We start from the raw sequence: 24,106 nt of genomic DNA on the forward strand, positions 1-24,106 counted from the left end.
CCGCCGCACCACAGGAGCGCCAGGCATGACGGTTGACCGGCAGACCCATGATCGTCGGCTGCGCCCGGGGCTCGTCGCGGCGTACACCGACTCCTACCGCGGGCCGCAGGACGCGGCGCCCGACGCCGACGACCTGACCGCCGACGGCGGGGACGGGCAGCCGCAGGCGTCACCGCGGCTGCTCGACGCGCACCGCCAGCTGGGGGAGCGGCGGCAACCGGGCGAGACGCTCGTCGCCGTCCGCGGGGACGACAGCGGGTTCGGGCCGGCGCTGCAGATCGTCACCGACGCCTCGCCGATGGCGGTCGAGTCGGTAACCGTGCTGCTGCAGCGGCGCGGGGTGCCCTACGTCGCGACGATGAGCCCGGTGCTGCACGCGGACCGCGACGAGGACGGCGCCCTGCGTGACCTCGACGCCGACGGACCCGGTGACGCCGAGGCGTGGATCCACGTCCAGCTGGCGCCGGGGGCCGATCCGGACGCCACCGCCGCCGCCGCGCGGGAGCTGCCCGGCGTCCTGGCCGATGCGCGCCTGGTGGGCGAGGACACGACCGCGATGCGCGACGCGCTGCACGCGGTCGCCGACACGCTCGACGCCGGCCCCGACGAGGGCGACTCCGACGGGCCCAGCCGCGCCGAGGTGGCGGCACTGCTGCGCTGGCTGGGCGACGGCAACTTCGTGCTCACCGGCTATCAGCGCTGCACGGTGTCCGATGGGGAGGCGGTGGTCGACGGTGCCAGCCGGCTCGGCGTGCTGCGGCACCGGCGGGACGTCTTCCCGCCACTGACCGGTCCGGGCGACGTGCTGGTGCTGGTGCAGGCGACCATTCCGAGCTTCCTGCGCTACGGCACCTTCCCGCACGTCGTCGTCGTCCGTGAGGAAACCAGCGACGCCGCGCTCGAACACCGCTTCGTCGGATTGTTCACCGTCGCCGCCGCGAACACCGACGTGCTGGACATCCCGGTCGTGGCCGGCCGGGTGCGCGCCGCGCTGCGCCGCTCGGGGCTCGACGAGAGCGCGTTGCCGGGGCAGCTGCTGCTGGACGTCATCCAGACCTTTCCCCGCTCCGAGCTGTTCTCGCTGTCCGACGAGCGCGTGCTGGCGATGGCCACCGCACTCGCCGAACCGGGCTCGCGGCGCCGCACCGTGTTGTTCCTGCGGTCCGACCAGCTCGGACATTTCGTGTCGTGCCTGGTGTACCTGCCGCGCGACCGCTACACCACGGCCGTGCGGCTGCACATGCAGGACATCCTCGTCGCGGAGCTGGGCGGCACCGGCATCGAATACACCGCGCGGGTGAGCGAATCGTCCTGGGCGGCGGTGCATTTCACCGTCCGGCTGCCGCCGGGCAGCGGCCCCGGCGACGTCGACACGTCCGACGGGAACCGGCTGCGCATTCAGCAGCTGCTCACCGAGGCCGCCCGCACCTGGGCCGACCGGCTGCTGGAGGCGCACACCGCCGACGGGATCGAGCGCCGCGTCGCCGAGCACTACGCCGACGCCTTCTCCGAGGCGTACAAGCAGGCCGTGGAGCCCGCCGCCGCGCTGGCCGACATCGCGATCATCGAAGAGCTGCAAGACGGCGCGGTGCACCTCGAGTTCGCCGGGGGCACGCGACGCGACGGCCAAGGATCTCCCGGCGACGGCGACGGCGTCGCGCGGCTCACCTGGTACCTCGGCGGCCGGTCGGCGTCGCTGTCGCAGCTGTTGCCGATGCTGCAGTCCATGGGGGTGGTGGTGCTCGACGAACGCCCCTTCACCGTCACCCGACCCGACGGGCTGGACACCTGGATCTACCAGTTCCGCATCTCGCCGCACCCGACGATGCCGGAGCTGCCCGAGGACGACGGCGCCGGGGCCGACGAGCTCGCGCGCCGGTTCGCCGACACGGTGACCGCGATCTGGCACGGCCGCGTCGAGATCGACCACTTCAACGAGCTGGTGATGCGGGCGGGCCTCACCTGGCAGCAGGTGACGGTGCTGCGGGCCTACGCGAAATACCTGCGGCAGACCGGGTTCCCCTACAGCCAGACCCACCTGGAGAACGTGCTCAACGCCAACCCCCGCACGGCGTGCTCGCTGATCACGCTGTTCGAGGCGCTGTTCGACCCGGACCCCGAACAGGCGCAGCGGCACGACGCCCAAGCCGCCGCCGATGCGGTCGCCGAGGACATCGACGCCCAGACCAGCCTCGACACCGACCGCGCGCTGCGGGCGTTCGCGTCGCTGATCCAGGCGACGCTGCGGACCAACTATTTCGTCACCCGCACCGGATCGGCGCGCGAACTCGACGTGGTGGCCGTCAAGCTGAACCCGGGGCTGATCGACGAACTTCCGCTGCCGCGACCGCAATTCGAGATCTTCGTCTACTCGCCGCGGGTGGAGGGGGTGCACCTGCGGTTCGGGCCGGTCGCCCGCGGCGGCCTGCGCTGGAGTGACCGCCGCGAGGACTTCCGCACGGAGATCCTCGGGCTGGTCAAGGCCCAGGCTGTCAAGAACGCCGTCATCGTGCCGGTGGGCGCCAAGGGCGGCTTCGTCGTCAAGCAGCCGCCGATGCTCACCGGCGACGATGCCGCGGACCGGGAGGCCACCCGCGACGAGGGCGTCGCCTGCTACCGCAGGTTCATCGCCGGTTTGCTGGACGTCACCGACAACGTCGACAAGGGCACCGGCGAGATCGTCGCCCCGCAGCGGGTGGTGCGCCGCGACGAGGACGACGCCTACCTGGTGGTGGCCGCCGACAAGGGGACGGCGACCTTCTCCGACATCGCCAACGAGGTCGCCCAGTCCTACGGGTTCTGGCTGGGTGACGCGTTCGCCTCCGGCGGGTCGGTCGGCTACGACCACAAGGCGATGGGCATCACCGCCAAGGGCGCCTGGGAGGCGGTCAAACGCCATTTCCGCGAGCTCGGCGTCGACACCCAGCGCGACGACTTCACCGTCGCCGGCATCGGCGACATGAGCGGCGACGTGTTCGGCAACGCGATGCTGCTGTCGGAGCACATCAAGCTCGTCGCGGCGTTCGACCACCGCCACGTCTTCCTCGACCCCGACCCGGACGCGGCCGCGTCGTTCCGTGAGCGCAAGCGGCTGTTCGACCAGCCGCGGTCGAGCTGGGAGGACTACGACACGTCGCTGATCAGCGAGGGCGGCGGCGTGTTCAGCCGACAGCACAAGTCGATCGCGCTGACCGAGCAGATCCGCACCGCGCTGGGGCTGGCCGACGACGTCTCCGAGCTGACGCCGCCGCAGCTGGTGCGGGCCATCCTGCTGGCCCCGGTCGACCTGTTGTTCAACGGCGGCATCGGCACCTACGTCAAAGCCGAGACCGAGCCGAACTCCGACGTCGGCGACCGCGCCAATGACGCGGTGCGGGTCAACGGAAAAGACCTGCGGGCCAAGGTGGTCGGCGAGGGCGGCAACCTCGGGGTGACGCCGCTCGGCCGTGTCGAGTACGACCTCGCGGGCGGCCACATCAACACCGACGCGCTGGACAACTCGGCCGGCGTCGACTGCTCGGACCACGAGGTGAACATCAAGATCCTCGTCGACTCGCTGGTGACCGCCGGCAAGGTGGCGGCCGAGGACCGCACCGAGCTGCTCGAGTCGATGACCGACGACGTTGCGCACCTGGTGCTGTCCGACAACGTCCGGCAGAACGACCTGATGGGCACCAGCCGCGCCAACGCCGCCAGCCTGCTGTCGGTGCACGCCCGCCAGATCCGCGAGCTGGAGGAACAGCGCGGGCTCCACCGGGAGCTGGAGGCGTTGCCGTCGCCCAAGGAGATCCGCCGCCGCACCGAACAGCGCATCGGGCTGACGTCCCCGGAGCTCTCGACGCTGATGGCGCACGTGAAGCTCGCGCTCAAGGACGACGTGCTCGACACCGACCTGCCCGACCAGGATGTGTTCGCGTCGCGGCTGCCGCGGTACTTCCCGGCCCGGCTGCGCGACGAATTCGGCGCGGACATCCGCCAGCATCAGCTGCGCCGCGAGATCCTCACCACCACGCTCGTCAACGACGTCGTCGACTGCAGCGGAATCACGTATGCCTACCGCATCACCGACGACGTCGGCGTCTCGTCGGTCGACGCGGTCCGGACGTTCGTCGCCACCGACGCGATCTTCGAGAGCAGCGACCTCTGGCGGCGCATCCGCGAATCCGGTGCGCCGGTGGACATCACCGACCGCATGACGCTCGACCTGCGCCGGCTGCTCGACCGCAGCGCCCGCTGGCTGCTCAACTACCGGCCGCAGCCGCTCGCGGTCGGCGCCGAGATCAACCGGTTCGCGGCCGCGGTCCGGGAGCTCACGCCGAAACTGCCGGAGTGGTTGCGCGGCGACGACCGCGCCATCGTCGAGGACACCACCCGAGACTTCACCGACGCGGGCGTCGACGAGGACCTCGCCTACCGGGTGGCCGTCGGCCTGTACCGGTTCAGCCTGCTCGACATCATCGAGATCGCCGACATCTCCGAGCGCGACGGCACCGAAGTCGCCGACACCTATTTCGCGCTGATGCATCACCTCAACACCGACGCGCTGCTGACGGCCGTCTCCGAGCTGCGGCGCGACGATCGCTGGCATGCGTTGGCGCGCTTGGCGATTCGCGACGACATCTACAGCTCGCTGCGGACGCTGTGTTTCGACGTGCTGCGGGCGGGCGAGCCCGACGAGACCGGTGAGGAGAAGATCGCCGAATGGGAGGCCACCAACAGCTCCCGCATCGGCCGGGCGCGCCGCACGCTGCGTGAGATCTACGCCGCCGACACCGCCGACCTCGCGACGCTGTCGGTGGCGTCCCGCCAGATTCGCAGCATGACCCGAAGCGGAACAGGAAACGCCACATGACAACTGCCGCCGCGGGATTCGTCGCCGAAGTGCCGGTGCGCTGGTCGGACATCGACATGTACCAGCACGTCAACCACGCCACCATGGTGACCATCCTCGAAGAGGCGCGCGTGCCCTTCCTGGCCGAGGCGTTCGGCGCGACGATCACCGAGGTCGGCCTGCTGATCGCCGAGGTGACCGTGAAGTACAAGGGGCAGCTGCGGCTGACCGACACGCCCCTGCAAGTCACCATCTGGGTGAAACGCCTGCGCGCCGTGGACTTCACGCTGGGCTATGAGGTGCGGTCGGTGTCCGCTGCCCCCGACTCGCCCCCCGCCGTGATCGCCGACAGCCAGCTGGCGGCGTTCGACATCAACGAGCAACGGCTGGTGCGGCTCTCGCCGAGCCACCGGGAGTATCTGCAGCGGTGGCAGCGGTAGAGCGCGGCCTGCTGCCGGCCGACGCCGCGCAACGCGACGACCTCGCGCGGTTCGTCGAGCGGGCGCTGCGGCTCGACGAGGCCGCCGTGATCCGACTGCGCCGGCGCTCGGACACCGCCGTGGTCGCCTGGACCGCCACCGGTTTCGACGTGCTGGCCAGTCGGGTGGTGCTCGGCGCGGTCCGGCCCGGCGACCTGTGTGCCGGCGCCGACGCGCTGGCTCGCGGGCTCGCGGCCGCCCGCGGCGTCCGGCTCTGGATCGACACCGGCTTCCCGATGGACTCCGCCTGGCGCAGCGCGCTGCCACCCGACACCGGCTTCGTCCACCTCGACGACGTGCCGGCCGGCGCCGTGCACGCACTCGCCGAGCAGGGGGCGGCGCTCGCCAAGGAGCACACCGGCGCACACGGCCCGCCGGTGTCGCTGCTCGACCAGGAGGTCATGCACGTCAGCGGCGCCGACGACGAGGTGGGCATCCCGATGCGCTGCGTCTTCGCGCTCACCGCCATGGGGTTCCTGCCGCCCGGCGACGAGATCGTGCGGGTGCGGGTGACGCCGGCCTGGCTGCGGATCGACGCCCGGTTCGGCTCGGTGTACCGGCGCCGCGGCGGACCGCTGCTGCTCAGCTGAGTTCGGCCGACAGCCACGCCGCCGTGTCGGGCGCCAGGGTCCGGCCGGCCACCGGCGCGCTGCTGCACAACACGTCACCGGCCGGCAGGTCCACCGGGACGCTGCCCGCGTTCAGCACCGTGCGGACGCCGCCGCAGTCGAACACCAGGCAGTCCGGCGGAGCGTCGCGCCAGGCGACCTCGCCGCCCGGGCGGCGGTGGATCCGGCGCAGCCGCAGCGCCGTCCGGAAGAACTCGAGCGTGGAGTCCGGTCGGCCGCGCTGCGCGTCGACCGACAGCGATGCCCATTCGGGCGGCATCGGCAGCCAGGTGCCGGCGGTCGTCGAGAAGCCGAACGGCGGGACGTCGCCCTCCCAGGGCACCGGCACGCGGCAGCCGTCCCGGCCCCGCTCGGTGCGGCCCGACCGCTCCCACATCGGGTCCTGCAGCACCTCGTCGGGCAGGTCGACGTTGGGCAGGCCCAGCTCCTGGCCGTTGTAGATGAAGCAGGCGCCCGGCAGCGCCAGCATCACCAGCGCCATGGCGCGGGCGCGGGACAGGCCGACGGCGCCGCCGCCGTAGCGGGTGACGGTGCGGGCGGCGTCGTGGTTCTCCAGCGTCCACGTCGGTGGCGCGCCGGCGGCCAGCGCCACCGCGGCCAGCGAGTGGTCGATAGCCTCCCGCACCGCCGCGGCGCCGAAGTCGGCCTGCAGCAGCCGGAAGTTGAAGCCGAGGTGCAGCTCGTCGGGGCGGATGTACTCGGCGAAGCGGGCGTTGTCGTTGACCCACACCTCGCCGACCGTCATCGCCTGCGGATACTCGTCGAGCACCCGGCGGATGTCGCGGTGGATCGCGTGCACACCCGGGTTGTTGAACCGCGGATCGTCGTCGGAGATCCGCAGCAGGTCCGAGTCGTCGAGGTCCATGTCGGGCAGGCCATCGGCCTTGGCCATGCCGTGCGCGACGTCGATGCGGAAGCCGTCGACCCCGCGGTCCAGCCAGAACCGCAGCGTGGCCGCGAGATCGTCGAACACTTCCGGGTTGTCCCAATTCAGGTCCGGCTGTTCGGCGTCGAACAGGTGGAGGTAGTACTGCCCCGGGCTGCCGTCGGCCTCGGTGATGCGCGTCCACGCCGGACCACCGAAGACCGACCGCCAGTTGTTCGGCGGCCGCTCACCGGTCGCGCCCGCGCCGTCGCGGAAGATGTAGCGCTGCCGCGCGGGGCTTCCCGGCGGTGACCGGAGCGCCTCGACGAACCAGGGGTGCTGCGAGCTGGTGTGGTTCGGCACCAGGTCCATCGTCACCCGGATACCGCGGCGGTGGGCGGCCGCCAGCAACCGGTCGAGCGCGGCCAGCCCGCCGAACAGCGGGTCGACGTCGCGGGGGTCGGCGACGTCGTAGCCGTGATCGGCCATCGGCGACACCATCACCGGGTTCAACCAGATGGCGTCAACGCCCAGGTCGACGAGGTGGTCGAGGCGGGCGGCCACGCCGTCGAGGTCGCCGACCCCGTCGCCGTCACTGTCGGCGAACGAGCGCGGATACACCTGGTAGAAGACGGCGTCGGCCCACCAGGGCAGGGGTGTGCTCATCGGGGCGCTCAGAACGGTGAGTTCACCATCGAGTGCGCGGCCATCTCCAGATAGGCCAGCAGCTCGCGGCGGTGCTCGTCGTCGAGGGTGTCGCGGTCGATCTCGGCGACCGCCGAGTGCATGCAGCGCAGCCACGCATCGCGCTCGAGCGGCCCGATCCGGAACGGCGCATGCCGCATCCGCAGCCGCGGATGCCCGCGTTGCTCGGAGTAGGTGCGCGGGCCGCCCCAGTACTGCTCCAAGAACAGAAGCAGCCGCACCTCGGCGGCGTACAGGTCCTCCTCCGGATATAGCGGCCGCAGGACCTCGTCGTCGCGCACCTGCGCGTAGAACGAGCCGACGATGCGCCGGAAGGTCTCGTGCCCACCCACCGCGTCGTAGAAGGACGTCGCTCCCGCCGTTTCCTGTGACATCCCCACCATTGTGACCCGGCGGAGAAATACCGTGCGACCGTGGTCGATCCGTGGTGGACTGTGCGCGGAGGATTCATGGCGCAGCGCACACGGAATCGCGGTCGCTCGACCGCGACGGCTACCGCCCGGCCTACCGCCGTGCCGACTCTGACCTCCGTTCCCGCGCCCGCCGACACCGCCGTCTGGGGCCGGCGGCGGGTGCTGCTGCTGAACTCCACCTACGAACCGCTGACGGCGCTGCCCCTGCGGCGGGCCGTGGTGATGCTGCTGTGCGGCAAGGCCGACGTGGTGCACGACGACCCCGCCGGCCCGGTGATCCACTCGGCGAGCCGGGCGATCGCGGTGCCGTCGGTGATCCGGCTGCGGACCTATGTGCGGGTGCCGTACCGGGCGCGGATCCCGATGACGCGGGCGGCGCTGATGCACCGCGACGGGTTCCGCTGTGCGTACTGCGGCGCCAAGGCCGACACCGTCGACCACGTGGTCCCCCGCAGCCGCGGCGGCGAACACACCTGGGAGAACTGCGTCGCGGCCTGTTCGACGTGTAATCACCGCAAGGCCGATCGGCTGCTCGGCGAGCTGGGCTGGTCGCTGCGCCATGCGCCGCTGCCGCCGAAGGGCCAGCACTGGCGGTTGCTCAGCAGCGTGAAGGAACTCGACCCGGCGTGGGCGCGATACCTGGGCGAGGGCGCGGCCTGAGAGCGGCTGCGATAAGTTCCTCTGCGTGACTTTCGTTGAGGCCATGCTCATCGCCGTCGGGACCGCGGCGCTGTTGACGGCAGCCCTGGCGGTACCGATCTTCTCCCGCAAGGGTCCGCATCCCGACAGCTACACGCTGGACCAGGAATGGAAGCACCCGCCGATCCTGTGGGCGGCCGTCGACGAGCACATGTTCGGACACGTGCAGGAGCAGGGTGGCCAGTCGCCTCATCACGAGGGCGGCGAACTTCGGATCGGAGGCGGCGCAAGTGGAACGTGGTGAGCTGACCCGCTACGGCGACACCGACCTGCCCGCCGGCTACGCCATCACCTCGAGCGGCCGGCTCTCCGGAGTCACCGAGCCGGGCAAGCTCTCGCTGCAGTACCCCTTCCCAATCAAGCGGCTGGTGATGCTCGATGACGCGCTGACCTACGGGTCGCGCGCCGCGAAGGCCCGCTTCGCCGTCTACATCGGCGACCTCGGCGAGGACACCGCCGCGGGCGCGCGGGAGGTGTTCGCGCACATCCCGACGCCGGAGAACGCCGTGTTGCTGGCGGTGTCGCCCAACCAGCGCGCCATCGAGGTGGTGTACGGCGACGCGGTGAAGGGTCGCGGCATCGAGTCCGCGGCGCCGCTCGGCGTCGCGGCGGCCGCCTCGGCGTTCCAGGAGAGCGGCGACCTCATCGACGGCCTGCTCAGCGGCATCCGCGTGCTGAGCGCCGGCGTCTCCCCGCCCTGACACGCGCTGCGTTAGACATACGTCACATTTCGCCCCCGTCAGTTTGTTGCCTCGCGGGCGCCGGGTAGCCGATTCCCTGGTGCACCTCGCGCCGACGACACTGTCAACGCTGAAGGGGCGAAACACATGACCACACCCGATACCGCAACGCTGATAACGCAGTTGCGCACCCTGCTCGATCTGACCAACACCGAGATCCAGGTCGCCGAGACCCGCGTGGCCCAGGCCCGGACCGAAGCGGTCCGCACCGAGCTCAGCCAGAACGCCGCCAACGGCCGCGCCCGCGCCGAGGCCATCGAGAACGCGCTGCGCGCGCTCGGCGGCTACCCCGACGTCATCGGTCCCATCCTCGGCCGCGCGGCGGCTGCGGTCAAGGCGCTCACCGAGCAGTCGCAGCCGTTCGACGAGGCCCTGCTCGGGGACCTCGCTCTCGAGCACCAGCTGCTCGACCGGGCCCGCTACGTCAAGGCGCTGGCCGTCGCCGCTGGTGAGCGGGACGTGCAGGCGCTCGCCGACCGGCTCATCACCGCGCACGCGGCGACCGTCGACTGGCTGACCACCGTGCTCGCCGAGGACGCCCTCGGCGGCCCGGCCGCGCTGCGACGCACCCCGCTGCAGGCCGCCGCGGGTGCCGCCGTCCGGCTGGTGAACCTGCCGATGTGGCTGACCGCCCGCGGCGTCGACCGCGCCGTCGAGGCGCTGCGCAACACCCCGCCGGTGGTCAACGAGCTGACCAGCCGCGCCGCCGCCGCCGGCGACGTCGCCGCCAAGGCGCTCAACGCGTCCCGCGAGGCCGCGCTCGAGACGGCCGAGAAGGTCACCCGCGAGCAGGGCGCCGACGGCGCGGCGGACGCGCTGCACTCGCTGCGGGCGAACATCGGCTCGCTGGAGCCCGAGGAGCTGCCGATCGCCGACTACGAGGTGCTCAACGTCAGCGAAGCCGTGGCGGCCATCAAGGAGCTGACCGAGCCGTCGGACATCCGCGCGATCGTGGCGTTCGAGGAGACGCACAAGAACCGCCACAGCGTGGTCTCGGCCGCGCAGACCAAGCTCGCCGACATCGCCCGGGAGGTCGTCGGCATCGGCTGATCTACCGCGGTACCGCAAGAGCCCCCGCCGCGCGGCGGGGGCTCTTCGCGTCTCAGCCGGCGTCGAACCGGCGGGCCCGCAGCGCCCGCTCGACGCCCGCGCGGCCTTCGAGCACCAGCCGGCGCAGCGCCGGCGGCACCTCGCCGGACAGGAAGTCGTCGGCGGCCGCGAGGCCCTCGTCGCTGATGTCCCAGGAGGGGTACAGCCCGATCACGACGGTCTGCGCCACCTCACTCGAGCGCCGGTCCCACACGCCGCGGATGGCCTCGAAGTACCGGGGCGTGAACGGCGTGAGCAGTTCGGCGTGGCCGGGCGCGGTGATGCCGCTGACGATCGCGCGGGTCGTGACGTTGGCGAGCGTGTCGTCCTCCATCACCCGCCGCCACGCCTCCTCCTTGACCCGCTGCTGCGGGCGGGCAGCCGACGCGGCCGCCGCCTGGCGCCGGCCGGCCGCGGTCGGGTCACGCCGCGCTTCGGCGTCGATGAACGGCGTCTCGGGGCCGTCGGCGTCGATCACCCCGGCGTTGGCCAGCGCGGTGACAATGCGCCACCGCAGGTCGGTGTCCACCGTGAGGCCCGCGAGGCCCTGGTCCGCCGGCTTGCCGTCGAGCAGCGCGTGCAGCACCTCGGTGTGCCGTGGCGACAGCACCGACGTGCACAGCGCGTTGACGAACGCCAGCTGGTGATCGGAGCCGGGTCCGGCGTCGCGGGCCAGCTCCAGCAGCCGGTCAGCGAAGTCCGGCCAGCCCGTCTGCTTCGCCCACTGCGGCTCCGCGTAAGAGCCCAGCGCCGTCTGCGCCTGCAACAGCAGCCGCTGCGCCACCCCGACCTCGGTTTCGGCGTGGACGCCGCCGGCCACCAGGGCCACGAAGTCGCGGGCCTTGAGCTCGGCGTCGCGGGTCATCTCCCACGCCGCCGACCAGGCGAGGGTGCGCGGGAGCGGCTCGGCGATGTCGGCGATGCGCCGCAGCAGCGTCTGCAGCGAATCCGGGTCCAGCCGCAGCGAGCAGTAGGTCAGGTCGTCGTCGTTGACCAACACCAGCTGACCCCGCGACACCCCGCGCAGCGCGGGCACATCGGTGGTCTCGCCCTCGACGTCGAGCTCCTGGCGGTGGACGCGGACGAGCTTGCCGGAGCCGGCCTTCTCGTCGTCGTAGATGCCGATGGCGAGCCGGTGCACCCGGGTCTCGCCCTCGCCGGGCGCCGCCCCGCTCTGGGTGACGGCGAACCGGGTGAAGGCGCCGCTGTCGTCGACGTCGAAGTCGGCCCGCAGCGTGTTGAGGCCGGTGGTCTTGAGCCACTGCCGGCCCCAGCCGGACAGGTCGCGGCCCGACGCCTTCTCCAGCGCGCCCAACAGATCGCCGAAGGTGGCGTTGCCGTAGGCGTGGTCGCGGAAGTAGTCCCGCAGCCCGGACAGGAACTCTTCCAGCCCGACGTAGGCCACCAGCTGCTTGAGCACACTGGCGCCCTTGGCGTAGGTGATGCCGTCGAAGTTGACCTCGACGGCATGCAGGTCCGGGATGTCGGCGGCGACCGGATGCGTCGACGGCAGCTGGTCCTGCCGGTACGCCCACGACTTCTCGACGTTGGCGAACGTGGTCCACGCCTGGCGGTATTCGGTGGCTTCGGCCTGGCAGAGCACCGACGCGAACGTCGCGAAGGACTCGTTGAGCCACAGGTCGTCCCACCACCGCATGGTGACCAGGTCGCCGAACCACATGTGCGCCATCTCGTGCAGCACGGTCTCGGCGCGCCGCTCGTAGGACGCGCGCGTCACCTTCGACCGGAACACGTAGTCCTCGAGGAACGTCACCGCGCCGGCGTTCTCCATGGCGCCGGCGTTGAACTCCGGGACGAACAGCTGGTCGTACTTGCCGAACGCATACGGCACCCCGAAGTTGCGGTGATAGAAGCCGAAGCCCTGTTTGGTCTCGGTGAACAGCCGCTCGGCGTCCATGTGCTCGGCCAGCGAACGCCGGCAGAACAGCCCGAGCGGGATCTCGCCGTGCTCGTCGGTGTAGCTGTCGTCCCAGCGGGCGTACGGCCCGGCGATCAGCGCGACGAGGTAGGTGCTCATCCGCGGCGTGGTGGTGAACGTGTGCCGGCTCGCTGTGCCGTGCTCCTCGATCGCGGCGGTGGCGCCGTTGGACACCACCTCCCAGTGCGACGGTGCGGTGACGGTCACGTCGAACGCGGCCTTCAGGTCGGGCTGGTCGAAGCAGGCGAACATCCGCTTGGCGTCGGCGGTCTCGAACTGCGAATAGAGGTACACCTCGTCGTCGACCGGATCGACGAAGCGGTGCAGCCCTTCGCCGGTGTTCGAGTAGCGGCAGTCGGCGTCGACGACGGCGACGTTGCTCTGCGCCAGGCCGCGCAGCGGGATGCCGGTGGACTCGTCGTAGCCCGACACGTCGATCGGCTCGCCGTTCAGGGAGGCGCTGCGGATGCGGTCGGCGGCGATGTCGAGGTAGGTCTCGGCGCCGGGAGTCGCGTTGAACTCGACCGTGGTGACCGAGCGGAAGGTGCGCTCGCCGGGAGCGCCCTGCCCGTCGGTCAGGTCGAGGTCGATGCGGTAGCTGTCCACGGTGACCAGGCCGGCTCGCTCGGCGGCCTGGTCGCGGGTGAGGTTGGGGAGTGCCACGCGTTCAAACCTATCGGCTGGCGGGAACACCGGCGCGGTGCGCATGGTTGCGTGAATCGTTGGGCCCCACACCGCCGCCGCGAAAGGAAGTCTCATGCCCGGGAAAGACGTCGCCGGATTCTGGTTCGACCCGCTGTGTCCGTGGTGCTGGATCACGTCGCGCTGGATCCTGGAGGTCGAGAAGGTCCGCGACATCGACGTCGACTTCCGCGTCATGAGCCTGGCGGTGCTCAACGAGGGCCGCGACCTGCCGGAGCACTACCGGGAAATGATGAAGACGGCGTGGGGTCCGGTGCGCGTCGCGATCGCCGCCGAGCAGCAGCACGGCCGGGAGGTGCTGCGCCCGCTGTACACCGCCATGGGCACCCGCATCCACAACCAGAACTACCGCGAGAGCGACCCTGACTTCTCGAAGGTCATCGCCGAATCGCTGGCCGAGGTGGGCCTGCCCGCCGAGCTCGCCGAGGCGGCGACGACGGACGCCTACGACGACGCGCTGCGGGCCAGCCACCACGAGGGGATGGACGCCGTCGGCGACGACGTCGGCACGCCGACCATCCACGTCAACGGCGTCGCGTTCTTCGGGCCCGTGCTGTCGAAGATCCCGCGCGGCGAAGAGGCCGGCAAACTGTGGGACGCATCGGTGACCTTCGCGTCGTATCCGCACTTCTGGGAGCTCAAGCGCAGCCGCACCGAGGCGCCGGACTTCTCCTGACACAATCGGTCCCCATGCGCGTCTACCTCGGGGCCGACCACGCCGGTTACGAACTCAAGCAGGCGATCTTCGCCCACCTCACCGATACCGGCCACGAACCGGTCGACTGCGGCGCCTTCACCTATGACGCCGACGACGACTACCCGGCGTTCTGCATCGCCGCCGCGTCGGCCACGGTGGCCGATCCGGGCAGCCTGGGCATCGTGCTCGGCGGATCGGGCAACGGCGAGCAGATCGCGGCGAACAAGGTGCCGGGGGTCCGCTGCGCGCTGGCGTGGAGCGTGGAGACCGCTGCGCTCGCCCGCGAGCACAACAACGCGCAGCTGATCGGCATCGGTGGTCGCATGCACACGCGGGAGGAGGCGCTGGCCATCGTCGACGCCTTCGTCTCGACACCGTGGTCGCAGGCCGACCGCCATCAACGCCGCATCGACATCCTCGCCGACTACGAACGCACCCACATCGCGCCGCCGGTGCCCGGAGCGCCGGGCTAGCCGTGCCGGAGGGCCACACGCTGCACCGGCTCGCGCGGCTGCACCAGCGGCGCTACGCGCGGGCGCCGGTCGCCGTGTCGAGCCCGCAGGGCCGGTTCGCCGAGGGCGCCGCGGCCGTCGACGGCCGGGTGCTGAAGAAGGCCGACGCGTGGGGCAAGCACCTGTTCCACCACTACGGGGCCCGGCCCGGCCGGGGCGACGGGGGACTGATCGTGCACGTGCACCTCGGGCTCTATGGCACCTTCACCGAGCACGCCGTCCCGCTGCCGGCGCCGCGGGGAGCGGTCCGCATGCGGATGGTCGGCGCCGAGTACGGCACCGACCTGCGCGGCCCGACCGCGTGCGAGGTGCTCGACCAGCACGAGGTCGACGCCATCCTGGCCCGGCTCGGCCCCGACCCGCTGCGACCCGACGCCGACCCGACGCCGGCATGGTCGAAGATCGCGAAGTCGCGCCGGCCGATCGCCGCGCTGCTGATGGACCAGTCGGTGCTGGCCGGCGTCGGCAACGTCTACCGCAGCGAGCTGCTCTTCCGGCACCGCATCAACCCCTACCGGCCGGGCACGTCGATCACGTCCGACGAATTCGCCGCCGCCTGGGACGATCTCGTCGCACTGATGAAGGTCGGCCTGCGGCGGGGGAGGATCATCACGATCCGCACGGAGGACGACCGCGGCGCGCCGTCGTGGCGGCCGGGCGGCCCGCGCCACTACGTGTACCGGCGCACCGGCGAACCGTGCCGGATCTGCGCGACGCCGATTCGCACCGCCGTGGTGGAGGGCCGGAACCTGTACTGGTGTCCCCACTGCCAGTCGGACTGACGCCTGCGCCGGTTGTCGGTTGACGAGAGAATGCGCCCGTGGAACTGATCCTCGTCGTCGTCGGCGCCATCATCGTCACCGCCCTGGCGCACCGCCGCGGCCTGGAACCGGCGCTGGTGATCGTGGTCGTCGGCTTCGTCGTGTCGTTTCTGCCGGGATTCAACGGCATCGAGCTCGAGTCCGACATCCTGCTGTCGGTGGTGCTGCCGCCGCTGCTGTACTCCGCGGCGCTGAACTTCTCGGTGCCGACGTTCCTGCGCAACATCCGCCCGATCCTGGGGTTGGGCATCGGACTGGTCGTCGTCACCGCGTTCGCCGTCGCCGCCATCGCGGCGTGGCTGGTGGTGCCGCTGACGTTCGCCACCGCCCTGGTGCTCGGCGCCGTCGTCGCCCCGCCCGACGCCGTCACCGCCGTCGCGGTCGGCCGCAAGTTGGGGCTGCCCAAGCGGGTCATGGCGATCCTCACCGGTGAGAGCCTGATCAACGACGCCGCCGCGCTGTCACTGTTCACGATCGCGGTGGCCCACGTCGCCGGCACCCACGCGTTCATCGGCAACCCGTTGCTGCTGTTCTCCTACAGCGCCGTGCTCGGCCCGATCGTCGGCGGAGCCCTCGGCTACGTGACGCTGTGGATCCGCCGGCGGCTCAACAACCCCGGTCTGGAGACCATCCAGGGCATCGTCGTGCCGTTCGCGGCGTTCATCGCGGCCGAGCACATCCACGCGTCGGGCGTGTTGGCGGTGGTGGTCGCCGGGTTCGTCGTGGGACACGGGTCGGTGGACGCCGGCTACCAGACCCGGCTGCAGGAACGCTACGTGTGGAATTCGCTCGACGTGCTGCTGGAGGCGTTCGTCTTCGCCTACATCGGGCTGCAGCTGCGCTTCACCATCGACGAGCTGCGCGAGGCGCACGAATCGCTCGCCGAGGTGGCGGTGGCGTCGGTGGTGGTGCTCGTCATCGTGTTGGTGATCCGGCCGGTGTCGGTGTTCCTGATGTTCTCCCGCCGCGTGCTCTCGGAGCAGGGCCGCGGCGTGCTCGGCGCCCGCAGGCGCAGCGGCCCGCCCGGTCGGCCGGCGTCGGTGACGGACCGCCGGGCGCTGACGTGGCGGGAGAACGTGGTGGTCTCGTGGACGGGCATGCGCGGCGTGGTGACACTCGCGGCCGCCTCGGGCATCCCGCTGGTCACCGAGACCGGCGAACCGTTCCCCGACCGTGCCGCCATCCAGGCGATCGCCTTCGTCGTCAGCGTCGGCACGCTGCTCATCCAGGGCTGGACGCTGCCGGTGCTGATCCGCCGGCTGCACCTGTCCGACGAGGACGCCGAGCGCGTCGCGCAGGAGACCGCCAAGGCGGAGCAGGTGGTGCACGACGCGGCCGAGGAGGTGCTGACCGCCTTTCGCGAGCGCCCGCCGAGCGGGCTCGACCCGAGGGTGCTCGCCGAGATCACCGCGACCATCGCCCGGCAGTCGCAGGACGCCGACGAGATGCCCGATCCCGACGCCCACACGCTGCGGGCCGAGGTGTTCTCCGCGCTGTACCGCGAAGTGCTGTGCGCGCAGCGCTGCGCGCTCATCGCCGAACGCGACGCCGGCCGCATCGACGACGAGTCCGTCCGGGCCATGCTCGAGCGCCTCGACCTGCAGGAGGCCGGCGTCACCGCGCGGCTGGAGAGCCGGATCTAGGCGCCCGCCCGCCGAACGTCGATTACCCGTCGCTCGATATCGGCGTGTCCTCGGCGACACGCCGACGTTCGCCGGACACCCGGCCCGACGCCGGCCTCCCGCCGGCGAACGGCGAGGCGATCAGCGATTGCCGCGCCGCGGACGCCGCTTCGGCTTCTCGTCCGCGGCCTGGCCCTCCTGGGCAGCTGCCTCCGGCGAGAGGCCGGTCAACCGACCGAAGGTGCTGACGCCGGGCACCTGCCGCAGTGTGCGCAGCACGTCGTCGCCGCGAGCGAGCTGCGCCTCGAGCTGGGGCAGCAGCCGATCGATCGCGCGCAGCGTGGGATCCGCCAGCGCCATATACCGCTCGGCCCGGTCGAGCGTGGCGTTGAGCCGTTCGGTGGCCGCAGCGAGGTTCTCGATGAGACCCGGTAGCTGCGCGATCAGCTGAGCCGACGCCGGCGGGATGCGCATCGCGCCACCGGCCGCTTCCTGCGCGGCGTCCACGGCCGCCTGCGCGGCGTTCTTCACATCGCTGGCCTTCGGGAGCCGGGGAGGCGTCATGGGGCAACTCTTCCGCACACCGGCCGGTCCTGTCGATCAATCGCCGATCCGGCGCGTCGGACCGGAGTTGTGATCGACATCACGGAACCGCTACAGTCCGCGTTAGGTTACGGGGACGTCAATTAAGTGAAGGAGCGGGTCATGTTCGTTCGAGTACTGGTGGCGACGGCGGCTGTGCTGATGGCCGCCGGCGTTGCTGCCGCGCCGGCGGCCCTCGCGGAGGGCCAATACAAGAATTGCTCACAGGCGCATGCCGACGGCCGGTCGAACATCCCGCAAGGTGACCCGGACTATTGGTCCGGCGGCGACCGCGACGGCGACGGGATCGCCTGCGAATCCTGATCGACCGCCCACGGTCACGAGGGGCGTGCGTACCGGACCCGTTGCGCACGCCCCTTCGCATGTGTCGAGCACGCAACGGCCAGCTCGTAGACCGAGCGCGCCACCGAGCTCCGGCGCAGCACCTCACGCGGGGTGGGCGTCGCACGGGAGAGCACCTCGACCTCGTGGCCTGCGAAGTACGAGCGCTTGCGATGAACTCCCGGGCGGTCGCCGAAGGCGGCGACGACGGCATCCCGATACCGCGCGCAGTGGTGCGGCTGACTGAACAACACCTTGTTGAACCCGATCGCAAACGGCGCCACGGCACCGCCGCCCTCGAGGTAGGCGAGCGTGCCGGTGATGACGCCGGGCCATTCGTGGTTGAAGACGTCGTCGGCCACCACGACGCCGCCGTCGGCAAGCGTCGCCTCGGCGAGGCGCAGGTCGCTGTGCACCGTCTCCGCGGTGTGTCCGCCGTCGACACTGATGATTCGCACCGGCCCCCCGGCGAGCTCGCGCAGCTGCGGTGGTGCGAGCAGCGTCGAATCACCCTGGTGCACCACCAGCCCGTCGGTGTCCGACCACCGCGCCACGTTCGCGAGAAACCGCGTTCGGTCGCCCTCGCCCGACCCGTCGACGTTGCGCGACTGGTCCTCGAAGACGTCGATCGCGACCGCGCGCCCGCCGTCTTGCAGCAGCTTGAGGCCGATGAAGAGCTTGCCGTGGTGGACGCCGATCTCGGCGACCGCGCCGGTGACGCCGGCGGTTCGCTGCGCATCGTCGACGGCTTCGATCATCGACAGCACGTCGCTGCACATCCAGCCGTCCACCAGCCGATGTCCGACGTTGCGGTATGTGCGGAAGTGACGCCGCATGGGCAAAGAATAACCAGTTCACGTCGTTTGCGATAGCTTCCTGGCGAAGGCAACCACCTTCGCCACATACTCCGGTTGGCGACATCGGGCTCTCGGTCCAACGCGCGTGTCAGGTCCTGGCCAGGCCCCACTGCCCGAAATCGCTCGCCAGCACGTCATTGGAGTCGACCCGCGTTCCGGCCAGGGCGATCCCGGTCCCGGGTCCGCTGACGACGACGTTCTGGTAGAGCACCGCCCTGGACTCGATTTCTCCGCCGGACCATGCCACGGTCTGCCACGCCCACCAGTGACCCGGGGTGGTCGAGGCGCCGATCACCTTGTTCTCGATCGCCCACCCGCACGCGCCCGCGTGCCCGTAGATCCCGGTCCGCGACGTTCCCAGAACCGAGTTGATACCCCGGAACCATTGCACGGCAACGGTTTTCCAAGTGTCGAGGTCGATGTCCTCGTCGACGCTGAAGAAGATCGGCGCCGACGGCGGCCCACCCGCGGCGGCGTGCAGTCGCAGTGCGGTCCGGGCATCGGATACGCCACCGTCGAATCCCCGGGTGTAGTCCGACGGCGTGGGCCAACCCGGTTTGCCGTATTGGTAGCAGCTCACCACCTGCAGGCCCTCGGCGCGCAGGGAGTCGGCGTACTCGCGGGTGACGGGCTTGAAGTCGAAGTCGGCGCCCGGCCGGAGTTCGGACACGTAGACCAGCGCGCCGTCGTATCCCGCGGAACTGATCGCAGCGGCCGGCACGAGTCGATGCGTGAAATCGATCAGCCGCATGCGCGGTGCGGCCGTAGCGGTGAGCGGCCGCAGGGTGGTGGCCGCCGCGCCGATGACCGCCGACAACGGCGCCAGCACGGCCACACGCAGCACCTCACGCCGCGGTCGAGGGCGCAAGCTGTGGCGCGGCGACGTCGATTCCGGCACCGCGCGATGGTATCCACCCCGACCTCGACGCGGATCGAGTTCGAGACGTCGAACGCTCGCCCTAAGCTGACGCAGGACGCAGTGCGGGGGAGAGTTCACCATGATGACGAACATCGGGCGAACGATCCTGCGTGTCGGGGTGGTCGCGATCGTGCTCGCGGCGTCGGCGTGTGGCCCGGCGGAGCGATCGGCCGGCACCGCCGCCTCCCCGGTTCCGCAGGTGGCCGCTGCGCCACCGACCGCATCGTCCGCCCCACCCAATCCAGCGCCCGCGCCCGAGTTCGCGCCGATCTCCGCCCTGGTGCGCGATGCCATTGCCGCGCAACGGCTCCCGGGAGCCGTCGTGGTCGTCGGACACGCCGGCAAGGTCGTCTTCCGACAGGCGTACGGCGAGCGCAAAGCCGCCGGGGAGCCGGGGCTCGACGGACTGCCTGCGCCCGCGGAACCGATGACCGAGAACACCATCTTCGACATCGCCTCGCTGACGAAGGTGCTCGCGACGGCGACCGCCGTCATGCAGCTGCACGAACACGGCTCGATCCAATTCGACGACCCGGTCGAGCGCTACCTGCCGGGGTTCGACGCGCCGGGCGATCCGCGGCGTTCGAAGGTCACCGTCCGGATGCTGTTGACTCATACCTCCGGCGAGACCGGCGACGTCAACCTGGGCGACCCGTGGGGCCTGCCGAGGCCGGACAAGGCGGAGGGCATCCGTCGTGCCCTCACCACACCGTTGGAGTCGGATCCCGGGAAGCGCTTCCGCTATTCCGACATCAACTTCATCCTGCTCGGCGCGATCGTGGAGAAGGTTGCGGGGGAAGACCTCGACGTCTACGTCCAGCGGGAGGTCTTCGGACCGCTCGGCATGGCGGACAGCCGCTTTCTGCCGCTTGCGAAGGCATGCGGTCCGCACACGGTCCGGGGTGCCGCGATCGCCGGGGCTGCCGCGACGAGCGGGTCGCCGGGCGAGTGTCCCGAGCTCAGCTGGAACACCGCGCTGCTGCCGCGCATCGCACCGACCGCCCGCGACGAGGAGAGCCGGGGTGAGCCGGCCGCGAATCCTGACCTCGACGGTCTGTTGCGGGGAACCGTGCACGACACCACCGCACGGCGGATGGGCGGGGTCGCGGGTCACGCCGGTGTCTTCGCCACCGCCGACGACGTCAGCCGCTACGCCCAGGCCCTGCTGGACCGTCTCGCGGGGCGGCCGAGCCCGTTCCCGCTGACTCAGGCGACGCTGCAGCTGATGACGAGCCCCCAACAGCCCGGCCATTCGACCGAGCAGGTCGATGCGGCGCGGCGCGCGGACGATGCGGCCGGCCCCAGCAGCAGGGACCCGATGCAGGCGGCGAACTACCCGGCCATCGGCGGGCAGAACCTGCGCGGCTTCGGCTGGGACATCGACACCCCGCAGTCGCAGCCGCGGGGCAGGATCTTTCCCGTCGGCAGTTTCGGCCACACCGGGTTCACCGGTGCGTCGCTGTGGCTGGACCCGGGCAGCGACAGCTACGTCGTGATCCTCGCAAACTCGATCCATCTGCGCGGCAGCCCGCCGATGACGCCGCTCCGGGCGGCGATCGCCACCGCGGCCGCTCAGGCGCTCGGTCTCGGCTGACCTCGGAGAGCGGGCGACGGGAATCGAACCCGCGTAGCTAGTTTGGAAGACTAGGGCTCTACCATTGAGCTACGCCCGCATGTAGGGGCAACCTTACGACGGACACCCCGCGCGGAGCCAATCGCCGCTCCGCTGAAACCGACTGCTGCTCGTCGAGCGCCGCCCCGTAGGATCGCGTGGTCAGTGACCGTCCAGCACGGGGTGTAGCGCAGCTTGGTAGCGCATCCGCTTTGGGAGCGGAAGGCCGCAGGTTCAAATCCTGTCACCCCGACCGCCGACACCGGTGTGCGAAGACCACCCCAGACAACGAGGAGACATCTGTGAAGAGCACCGTCGAGCAGCTGAGCCCCACGCGGGTTCGGATCAACGTGGAGGTGCCCTTCAGCGAACTCCAACCCGATTTCGACCGCGCGTACAAGCAGCTCGCACAGCAGGTGCGGCTGCCCGGCTTCCGGCCCGGCAAGGCGCCCGCGAAGTTGCTGGAGGCGCGCATCGGTCGTGGCGCGGTGCTGGAGCAGGTTGTCAACGACGCACTGCCGCAGCGCTACAGCGAGGCCGTCACCACCTCCGAGGTGCAGCCGCTCGGGCAGCCGGAGATCGAGATCACCAAGATCGAGGACGGCGAAGAACTGGTCTTCACCGCCGAGGTCGACATTCGCCCGAAGCTGACGTTGCCGGACCTTGCCGGCCTGACCATCACCGTCGACCCCATCGAGGTCTCCGACAAGGAGGTCGACGCCGAGCTGCAGTCGCTGCGCGCGCGCTTCGGCACCCTCACCGGTGTCGACCGTCCGGTGCAAAACGGCGACTTCGTCTCCCTCGACCTGTCGGCCACCGTCGACGGCCAGGACGTGCCCGACGCCTCGACCGAGGGGCTCTCGCACGAGGTGGGCTCCGGCCAGCTGATCGACGGCCTCGACGAGGCGCTGCTCGGCATGTCGGCCGGCGAGACCAAGCAGTTCACCACGACGCTCGTCGCCGGTGAGCACGCCGGCAAGGAAGCGCAGGTCACCGTCACCGTGCAGTCGGTCAAGGAACGCGAGCTGCCCGAGCCCGACGACGACTTCGCCCAGCTTGCCAGCGAGTTCGACACCATCGACGAGCTGAAGCAGAGCCTCGTCGAGCAGGTCAGCCGCGCGAAGCGGGCGCAGCAGGCCGAGCAGATCCGCGACAAGGCGCTCGAGACGCTGCTCGAGCAGGTCGACGTGCCGGTGCCGGAGAAGATCGTGCAGGCGCAGGTCGACGAGACCGTGCACAACGCCATCCACGGGCTGGACCACGACGAGGAACGGTTCGCCGCGGCGCTCGAAGAGCAGGGCACCACCCGCGAGCAGTTCGACGCCGACGCGCGCGAGAACGCCGAGAAGGCGGTCAAGGTGCAGCTGCTGGTCGACGCGCTCGCCGACGAGCTCGACGTCCAGGTGACCCAGGAGGACGTCACCGAGCGGCTGGTGCTGCAGTCGCGGCAGTACGGCATCGAGCCGCAGCAGCTGCTGGCCTTTCTGCAGCAGAACAACCAGCTGCCCGCGATGTTCGCCGACGTGCGGCGGGGCAAGGCGCTCGCCGCGGTGGTGCGCAAGGCAACCGTCACCGACACCGCCGGCAACGCCATCGACACCGAGGAGTTCTTCGGACCCGGCGACGCCGCCGCGGACTCCAAGCCTCAGAGCACCGACGACGCCGCCGACGGCGAGGCGTGACGCTGAGAGCGAACGGGCCGGTTCCTGCCGGTCGCGGGCGTCGTGGGTTGGTTAGTGTTCGGGGAGTACGCATCGTGGAGAAAGCAGGTACCAATTCGTGAGTGACATGCGCTCGCCTACGCAGGGTCTCAATCTGACCGACTCCGTCTTCGAGCGGCTGCTCGCCGAGCGGATCATCTTCCTGGGTTCTCAGGTCGACGACGACGTCGCCAACCGGCTGTGCGCGCAGATCCTGCTGCTCGCCGCCGAGGATCCGACCAAGGACATCTCGCTGTACATCAACTCGCCCGGCGGCTCGATCAGCGCCGGCATGGCGATATACGACACCATGGTGCTCGCGCCGTGCGACGTCGCGACCTACGCCATGGGCATGGCCGCGTCGATGGGCGAGTTCCTGCTCGCCGCCGGGACGAAGGGCAAGCGCTACGCCCTGCCGCACGCCCGCATCCTGATGCATCAGCCGCTGGGCGGTGTGACGGGCAGCGCCGCGGACATCGCGATCCAGGCCGAGCAGTTCGCGCTGATCAAGAAGGAGATGTTCCGGCTCAACGCCGAGTTCACCGGCCAGCCCATCGAGCGCATCGAGGCCGACTCCGACCGCGACCGGTGGTTCACCGCCTCCGAAGCCCTCGAATACGGCTTCGTCGACCACATCATCACCCGCGCCGAACTCAACGGAGTCTCCAATGTCTGACCAGCTCGACCCTCGCATCGCGCCGCAGGCGCGGTATGTGCTGCCGCAGTTCAGCGAGCGCACGCACCTCGGCGAGCGGATCGTCGACCCCTACGCGAAGCTCTTCGACGAGCGGATCATCTTCCTCGGCGCCCAGGTCGACGACGTGTCCGCCAACGACGTGATGGCGCAGCTGCTGGTGTTGGAGTCGCAGGACCCGGACCGCGACATCACGATGTACATCAACTCCCCGGGCGGTTCGTTCACCTCGCTGATGGCGATCTACGACACCATGCAGTACGTCCGGGCCGACATCCAGACCGTCTGCCTCGGCCAGGCCGCGTCGGCGGCCGCGGTGCTGCTGGCCGCCGGCACCCCCGGCAAGCGGCTGGCGCTGCCGAACGCCCGCGTGCTCATCCACCAGCCGTCGCTCGGGGGCGTCATCCAGGGCCAGTTCTCCGACCTGGAGATCCAGGCCGCGGAGATCGAGCGCATGCGCACCCTGATGGAGGTGACCCTCGCGCGGCACACCGGCAAGGACGCCGACACCATCCGCAAGGACACCGACCGCGACAAGATCCTCACCGCCGAGGCGGCGCGCGACTACGGGATCATCGACACGGTGCTGGAGTACCGCAAACTGTCGGCGCAGAAGGGCTGACCGCGCGCTCGGCAGCCTCAGCAGCGGTACCACCA

22 protein-coding genes and 2 tRNA genes are annotated in these 24,106 nt (G+C 70.8%); 17 read left to right on the forward strand and 7 right to left on the reverse strand.

Annotated features, from left to right (window positions below):
• Window positions 1–25: 25 nt before the first annotated feature.
• Genes LV457_RS09100 through LV457_RS09110 form a run of 3 tightly spaced genes read left to right on the forward strand, consistent with a single transcriptional unit; the run spans window position 26 to window position 5,900 of the window.
• Complete coding sequence (locus LV457_RS09100; protein ID WP_232170485.1) at window positions 26–4,852, forward strand: NAD-glutamate dehydrogenase; 4,827 nt, start codon at window positions 26–28, stop codon at window positions 4,850–4,852.
• Window positions 4,849–5,271: an acyl-CoA thioesterase gene (locus tag LV457_RS09105; RefSeq protein ID WP_374198781.1), complete on the forward strand. Its 423-nt coding sequence runs from the start codon at window positions 4,849–4,851 to the stop codon at window positions 5,269–5,271. Before LV457_RS09100 ends, LV457_RS09105 begins: the two co-directional genes overlap by 4 nt.
• Window positions 5,259–5,900, forward strand: a complete 642-nt coding sequence (locus LV457_RS09110; protein WP_232170486.1) for a hypothetical protein — start codon at window positions 5,259–5,261, stop codon at window positions 5,898–5,900. Before LV457_RS09105 ends, LV457_RS09110 begins: the two co-directional genes overlap by 13 nt.
• Here the strand turns inward: LV457_RS09110 and LV457_RS09115 are convergent.
• A complete protein-coding gene (locus LV457_RS09115) occupies window positions 5,893–7,470 on the reverse strand; it encodes a glycoside hydrolase family 13 protein (RefSeq protein WP_232170487.1) in 1,578 nt (525 codons plus the stop codon). The two genes, LV457_RS09110 and LV457_RS09115, sit on opposite strands and share 8 nt — an antisense overlap.
• A gap of 8 nt (window positions 7,471–7,478) precedes the next feature.
• On the reverse strand, window positions 7,479–7,892 hold the full coding sequence (locus LV457_RS09120; RefSeq protein ID WP_374198782.1) for a globin: 414 nt from the start codon (window positions 7,890–7,892) through the stop codon (window positions 7,479–7,481).
• 66 nt (window positions 7,893–7,958) lie between these two features.
• On the opposite strand from LV457_RS09120, the gene LV457_RS09125 reads away from it, so the two are divergent.
• The 4 genes from LV457_RS09125 to LV457_RS09140 all read left to right on the forward strand — a co-directional run bounded on the left by LV457_RS09125 (window position 7,959) and on the right by LV457_RS09140 (window position 10,411).
• Complete coding sequence (locus LV457_RS09125) at window positions 7,959–8,582, forward strand: HNH endonuclease (protein ID WP_232170489.1); 624 nt, start codon at window positions 7,959–7,961, stop codon at window positions 8,580–8,582.
• Between the two features lie 43 nt (window positions 8,583–8,625).
• Complete coding sequence (locus LV457_RS09130) at window positions 8,626–8,865, forward strand: hypothetical protein (protein WP_232170900.1); 240 nt, start codon at window positions 8,626–8,628, stop codon at window positions 8,863–8,865.
• Entirely contained in the window at window positions 8,852–9,322 is a 471-nt protein-coding gene (locus LV457_RS09135) for a DUF5130 domain-containing protein (RefSeq protein WP_232170490.1), read from the forward strand. Before LV457_RS09130 ends, LV457_RS09135 begins: the two co-directional genes overlap by 14 nt.
• A gap of 126 nt (window positions 9,323–9,448) precedes the next feature.
• On the forward strand, window positions 9,449–10,411 hold the full coding sequence (locus tag LV457_RS09140; RefSeq protein WP_232170491.1) for a ferritin-like domain-containing protein: 963 nt from the start codon (window positions 9,449–9,451) through the stop codon (window positions 10,409–10,411).
• Window positions 10,412–10,463: 52 nt separating this feature from the next.
• Here LV457_RS09140 and pepN read toward each other — a convergent pair whose 3' ends face one another.
• Window positions 10,464–13,052 carry an aminopeptidase N gene (pepN, locus tag LV457_RS09145; RefSeq protein ID WP_232170492.1) on the reverse strand — a complete coding sequence of 863 codons (2,589 nt, stop codon included), beginning with the start codon at window positions 13,050–13,052 and terminating at the stop codon, window positions 10,464–10,466.
• A gap of 94 nt (window positions 13,053–13,146) precedes the next feature.
• Between pepN and LV457_RS09150 the strand changes: the two genes are divergently transcribed.
• Genes LV457_RS09150 through LV457_RS09165 form a run of 4 tightly spaced genes read left to right on the forward strand, consistent with a single transcriptional unit; the run spans window position 13,147 to window position 16,764 of the window.
• Window positions 13,147–13,767 (forward strand): DsbA family protein, encoded by a 621-nt coding sequence (locus LV457_RS09150; RefSeq protein WP_232170493.1) that lies wholly within the window; start codon window positions 13,147–13,149, stop codon window positions 13,765–13,767.
• A 14-nt stretch (window positions 13,768–13,781) separates the two neighbouring features.
• Window positions 13,782–14,261, forward strand: coding sequence for a ribose-5-phosphate isomerase (locus LV457_RS09155; protein ID WP_232170494.1), 480 nt, complete (start codon window positions 13,782–13,784; stop codon window positions 14,259–14,261).
• Between the two features lie 2 nt (window positions 14,262–14,263).
• On the forward strand, window positions 14,264–15,082 hold the full coding sequence (locus LV457_RS09160) for a zinc finger domain-containing protein (RefSeq protein ID WP_232170495.1): 819 nt from the start codon (window positions 14,264–14,266) through the stop codon (window positions 15,080–15,082).
• A gap of 38 nt (window positions 15,083–15,120) precedes the next feature.
• Window positions 15,121–16,764 carry a Na+/H+ antiporter gene (locus LV457_RS09165; protein ID WP_232170496.1) on the forward strand — a complete coding sequence of 548 codons (1,644 nt, stop codon included), beginning with the start codon at window positions 15,121–15,123 and terminating at the stop codon, window positions 16,762–16,764.
• 120 nt (window positions 16,765–16,884) lie between these two features.
• Here the strand turns inward: LV457_RS09165 and LV457_RS09170 are convergent, their stop codons facing one another.
• On the reverse strand, window positions 16,885–17,307 hold the full coding sequence (locus LV457_RS09170; protein WP_232170497.1) for a hypothetical protein: 423 nt from the start codon (window positions 17,305–17,307) through the stop codon (window positions 16,885–16,887).
• A gap of 126 nt (window positions 17,308–17,433) precedes the next feature.
• Between LV457_RS09170 and LV457_RS09175 the strand changes: the two genes are divergently transcribed.
• The gene (locus LV457_RS09175; RefSeq protein ID WP_374198784.1) at window positions 17,434–17,649 is read left to right on the forward strand and encodes an excalibur calcium-binding domain-containing protein; all 216 of its coding nucleotides are present in this window, start codon (window positions 17,434–17,436) and stop codon (window positions 17,647–17,649) included.
• Between the two features lie 14 nt (window positions 17,650–17,663).
• Here LV457_RS09175 and LV457_RS09180 read toward each other — a convergent pair whose 3' ends face one another.
• The gene (locus LV457_RS09180) at window positions 17,664–18,503 is read right to left on the reverse strand and encodes a class I SAM-dependent methyltransferase (protein ID WP_232170498.1); all 840 of its coding nucleotides are present in this window, start codon (window positions 18,501–18,503) and stop codon (window positions 17,664–17,666) included.
• Between the two features lie 109 nt (window positions 18,504–18,612).
• Complete coding sequence (locus tag LV457_RS09185; protein ID WP_232170904.1) at window positions 18,613–19,275, reverse strand: DUF1906 domain-containing protein; 663 nt, start codon at window positions 19,273–19,275, stop codon at window positions 18,613–18,615.
• Between the two features lie 247 nt (window positions 19,276–19,522).
• Between LV457_RS09185 and LV457_RS09190 the strand changes: the two genes are divergently transcribed.
• Complete coding sequence (locus LV457_RS09190) at window positions 19,523–21,037, forward strand: serine hydrolase (protein WP_232170499.1); 1,515 nt, start codon at window positions 19,523–19,525, stop codon at window positions 21,035–21,037.
• An 8-nt stretch (window positions 21,038–21,045) separates the two neighbouring features.
• On the opposite strand, the gene LV457_RS09195 is transcribed toward LV457_RS09190, so the two are convergent.
• Window positions 21,046–21,116 (reverse strand) — tRNA-Gly (locus LV457_RS09195).
• A gap of 118 nt (window positions 21,117–21,234) precedes the next feature.
• On the opposite strand from LV457_RS09195, the gene LV457_RS09200 reads away from it, so the two are divergent.
• The 4 genes from LV457_RS09200 to LV457_RS09215 all read left to right on the forward strand — a co-directional run bounded on the left by LV457_RS09200 (window position 21,235) and on the right by LV457_RS09215 (window position 24,071).
• Window positions 21,235–21,308: transfer RNA gene (locus tag LV457_RS09200), tRNA-Pro, on the forward strand.
• Between the two features lie 49 nt (window positions 21,309–21,357).
• Window positions 21,358–22,737 carry a trigger factor gene (tig, locus tag LV457_RS09205; RefSeq protein ID WP_232170500.1) on the forward strand — a complete coding sequence of 460 codons (1,380 nt, stop codon included), beginning with the start codon at window positions 21,358–21,360 and terminating at the stop codon, window positions 22,735–22,737.
• Between the two features lie 106 nt (window positions 22,738–22,843).
• On the forward strand, window positions 22,844–23,431 hold the full coding sequence (locus tag LV457_RS09210; RefSeq protein WP_232170906.1) for an ATP-dependent Clp protease proteolytic subunit: 588 nt from the start codon (window positions 22,844–22,846) through the stop codon (window positions 23,429–23,431).
• Window positions 23,424–24,071 carry an ATP-dependent Clp protease proteolytic subunit gene (locus LV457_RS09215; protein ID WP_232170501.1) on the forward strand — a complete coding sequence of 216 codons (648 nt, stop codon included), beginning with the start codon at window positions 23,424–23,426 and terminating at the stop codon, window positions 24,069–24,071. Before LV457_RS09210 ends, LV457_RS09215 begins: the two co-directional genes overlap by 8 nt.
• Window positions 24,072–24,106: the final 35 nt, after the last annotated feature.

This window comes from Mycobacterium sp. MYCO198283 (genome assembly GCF_021213805.1).
GTDB lineage: Bacteria > Actinomycetota > Actinomycetes > Mycobacteriales > Mycobacteriaceae > Mycobacterium.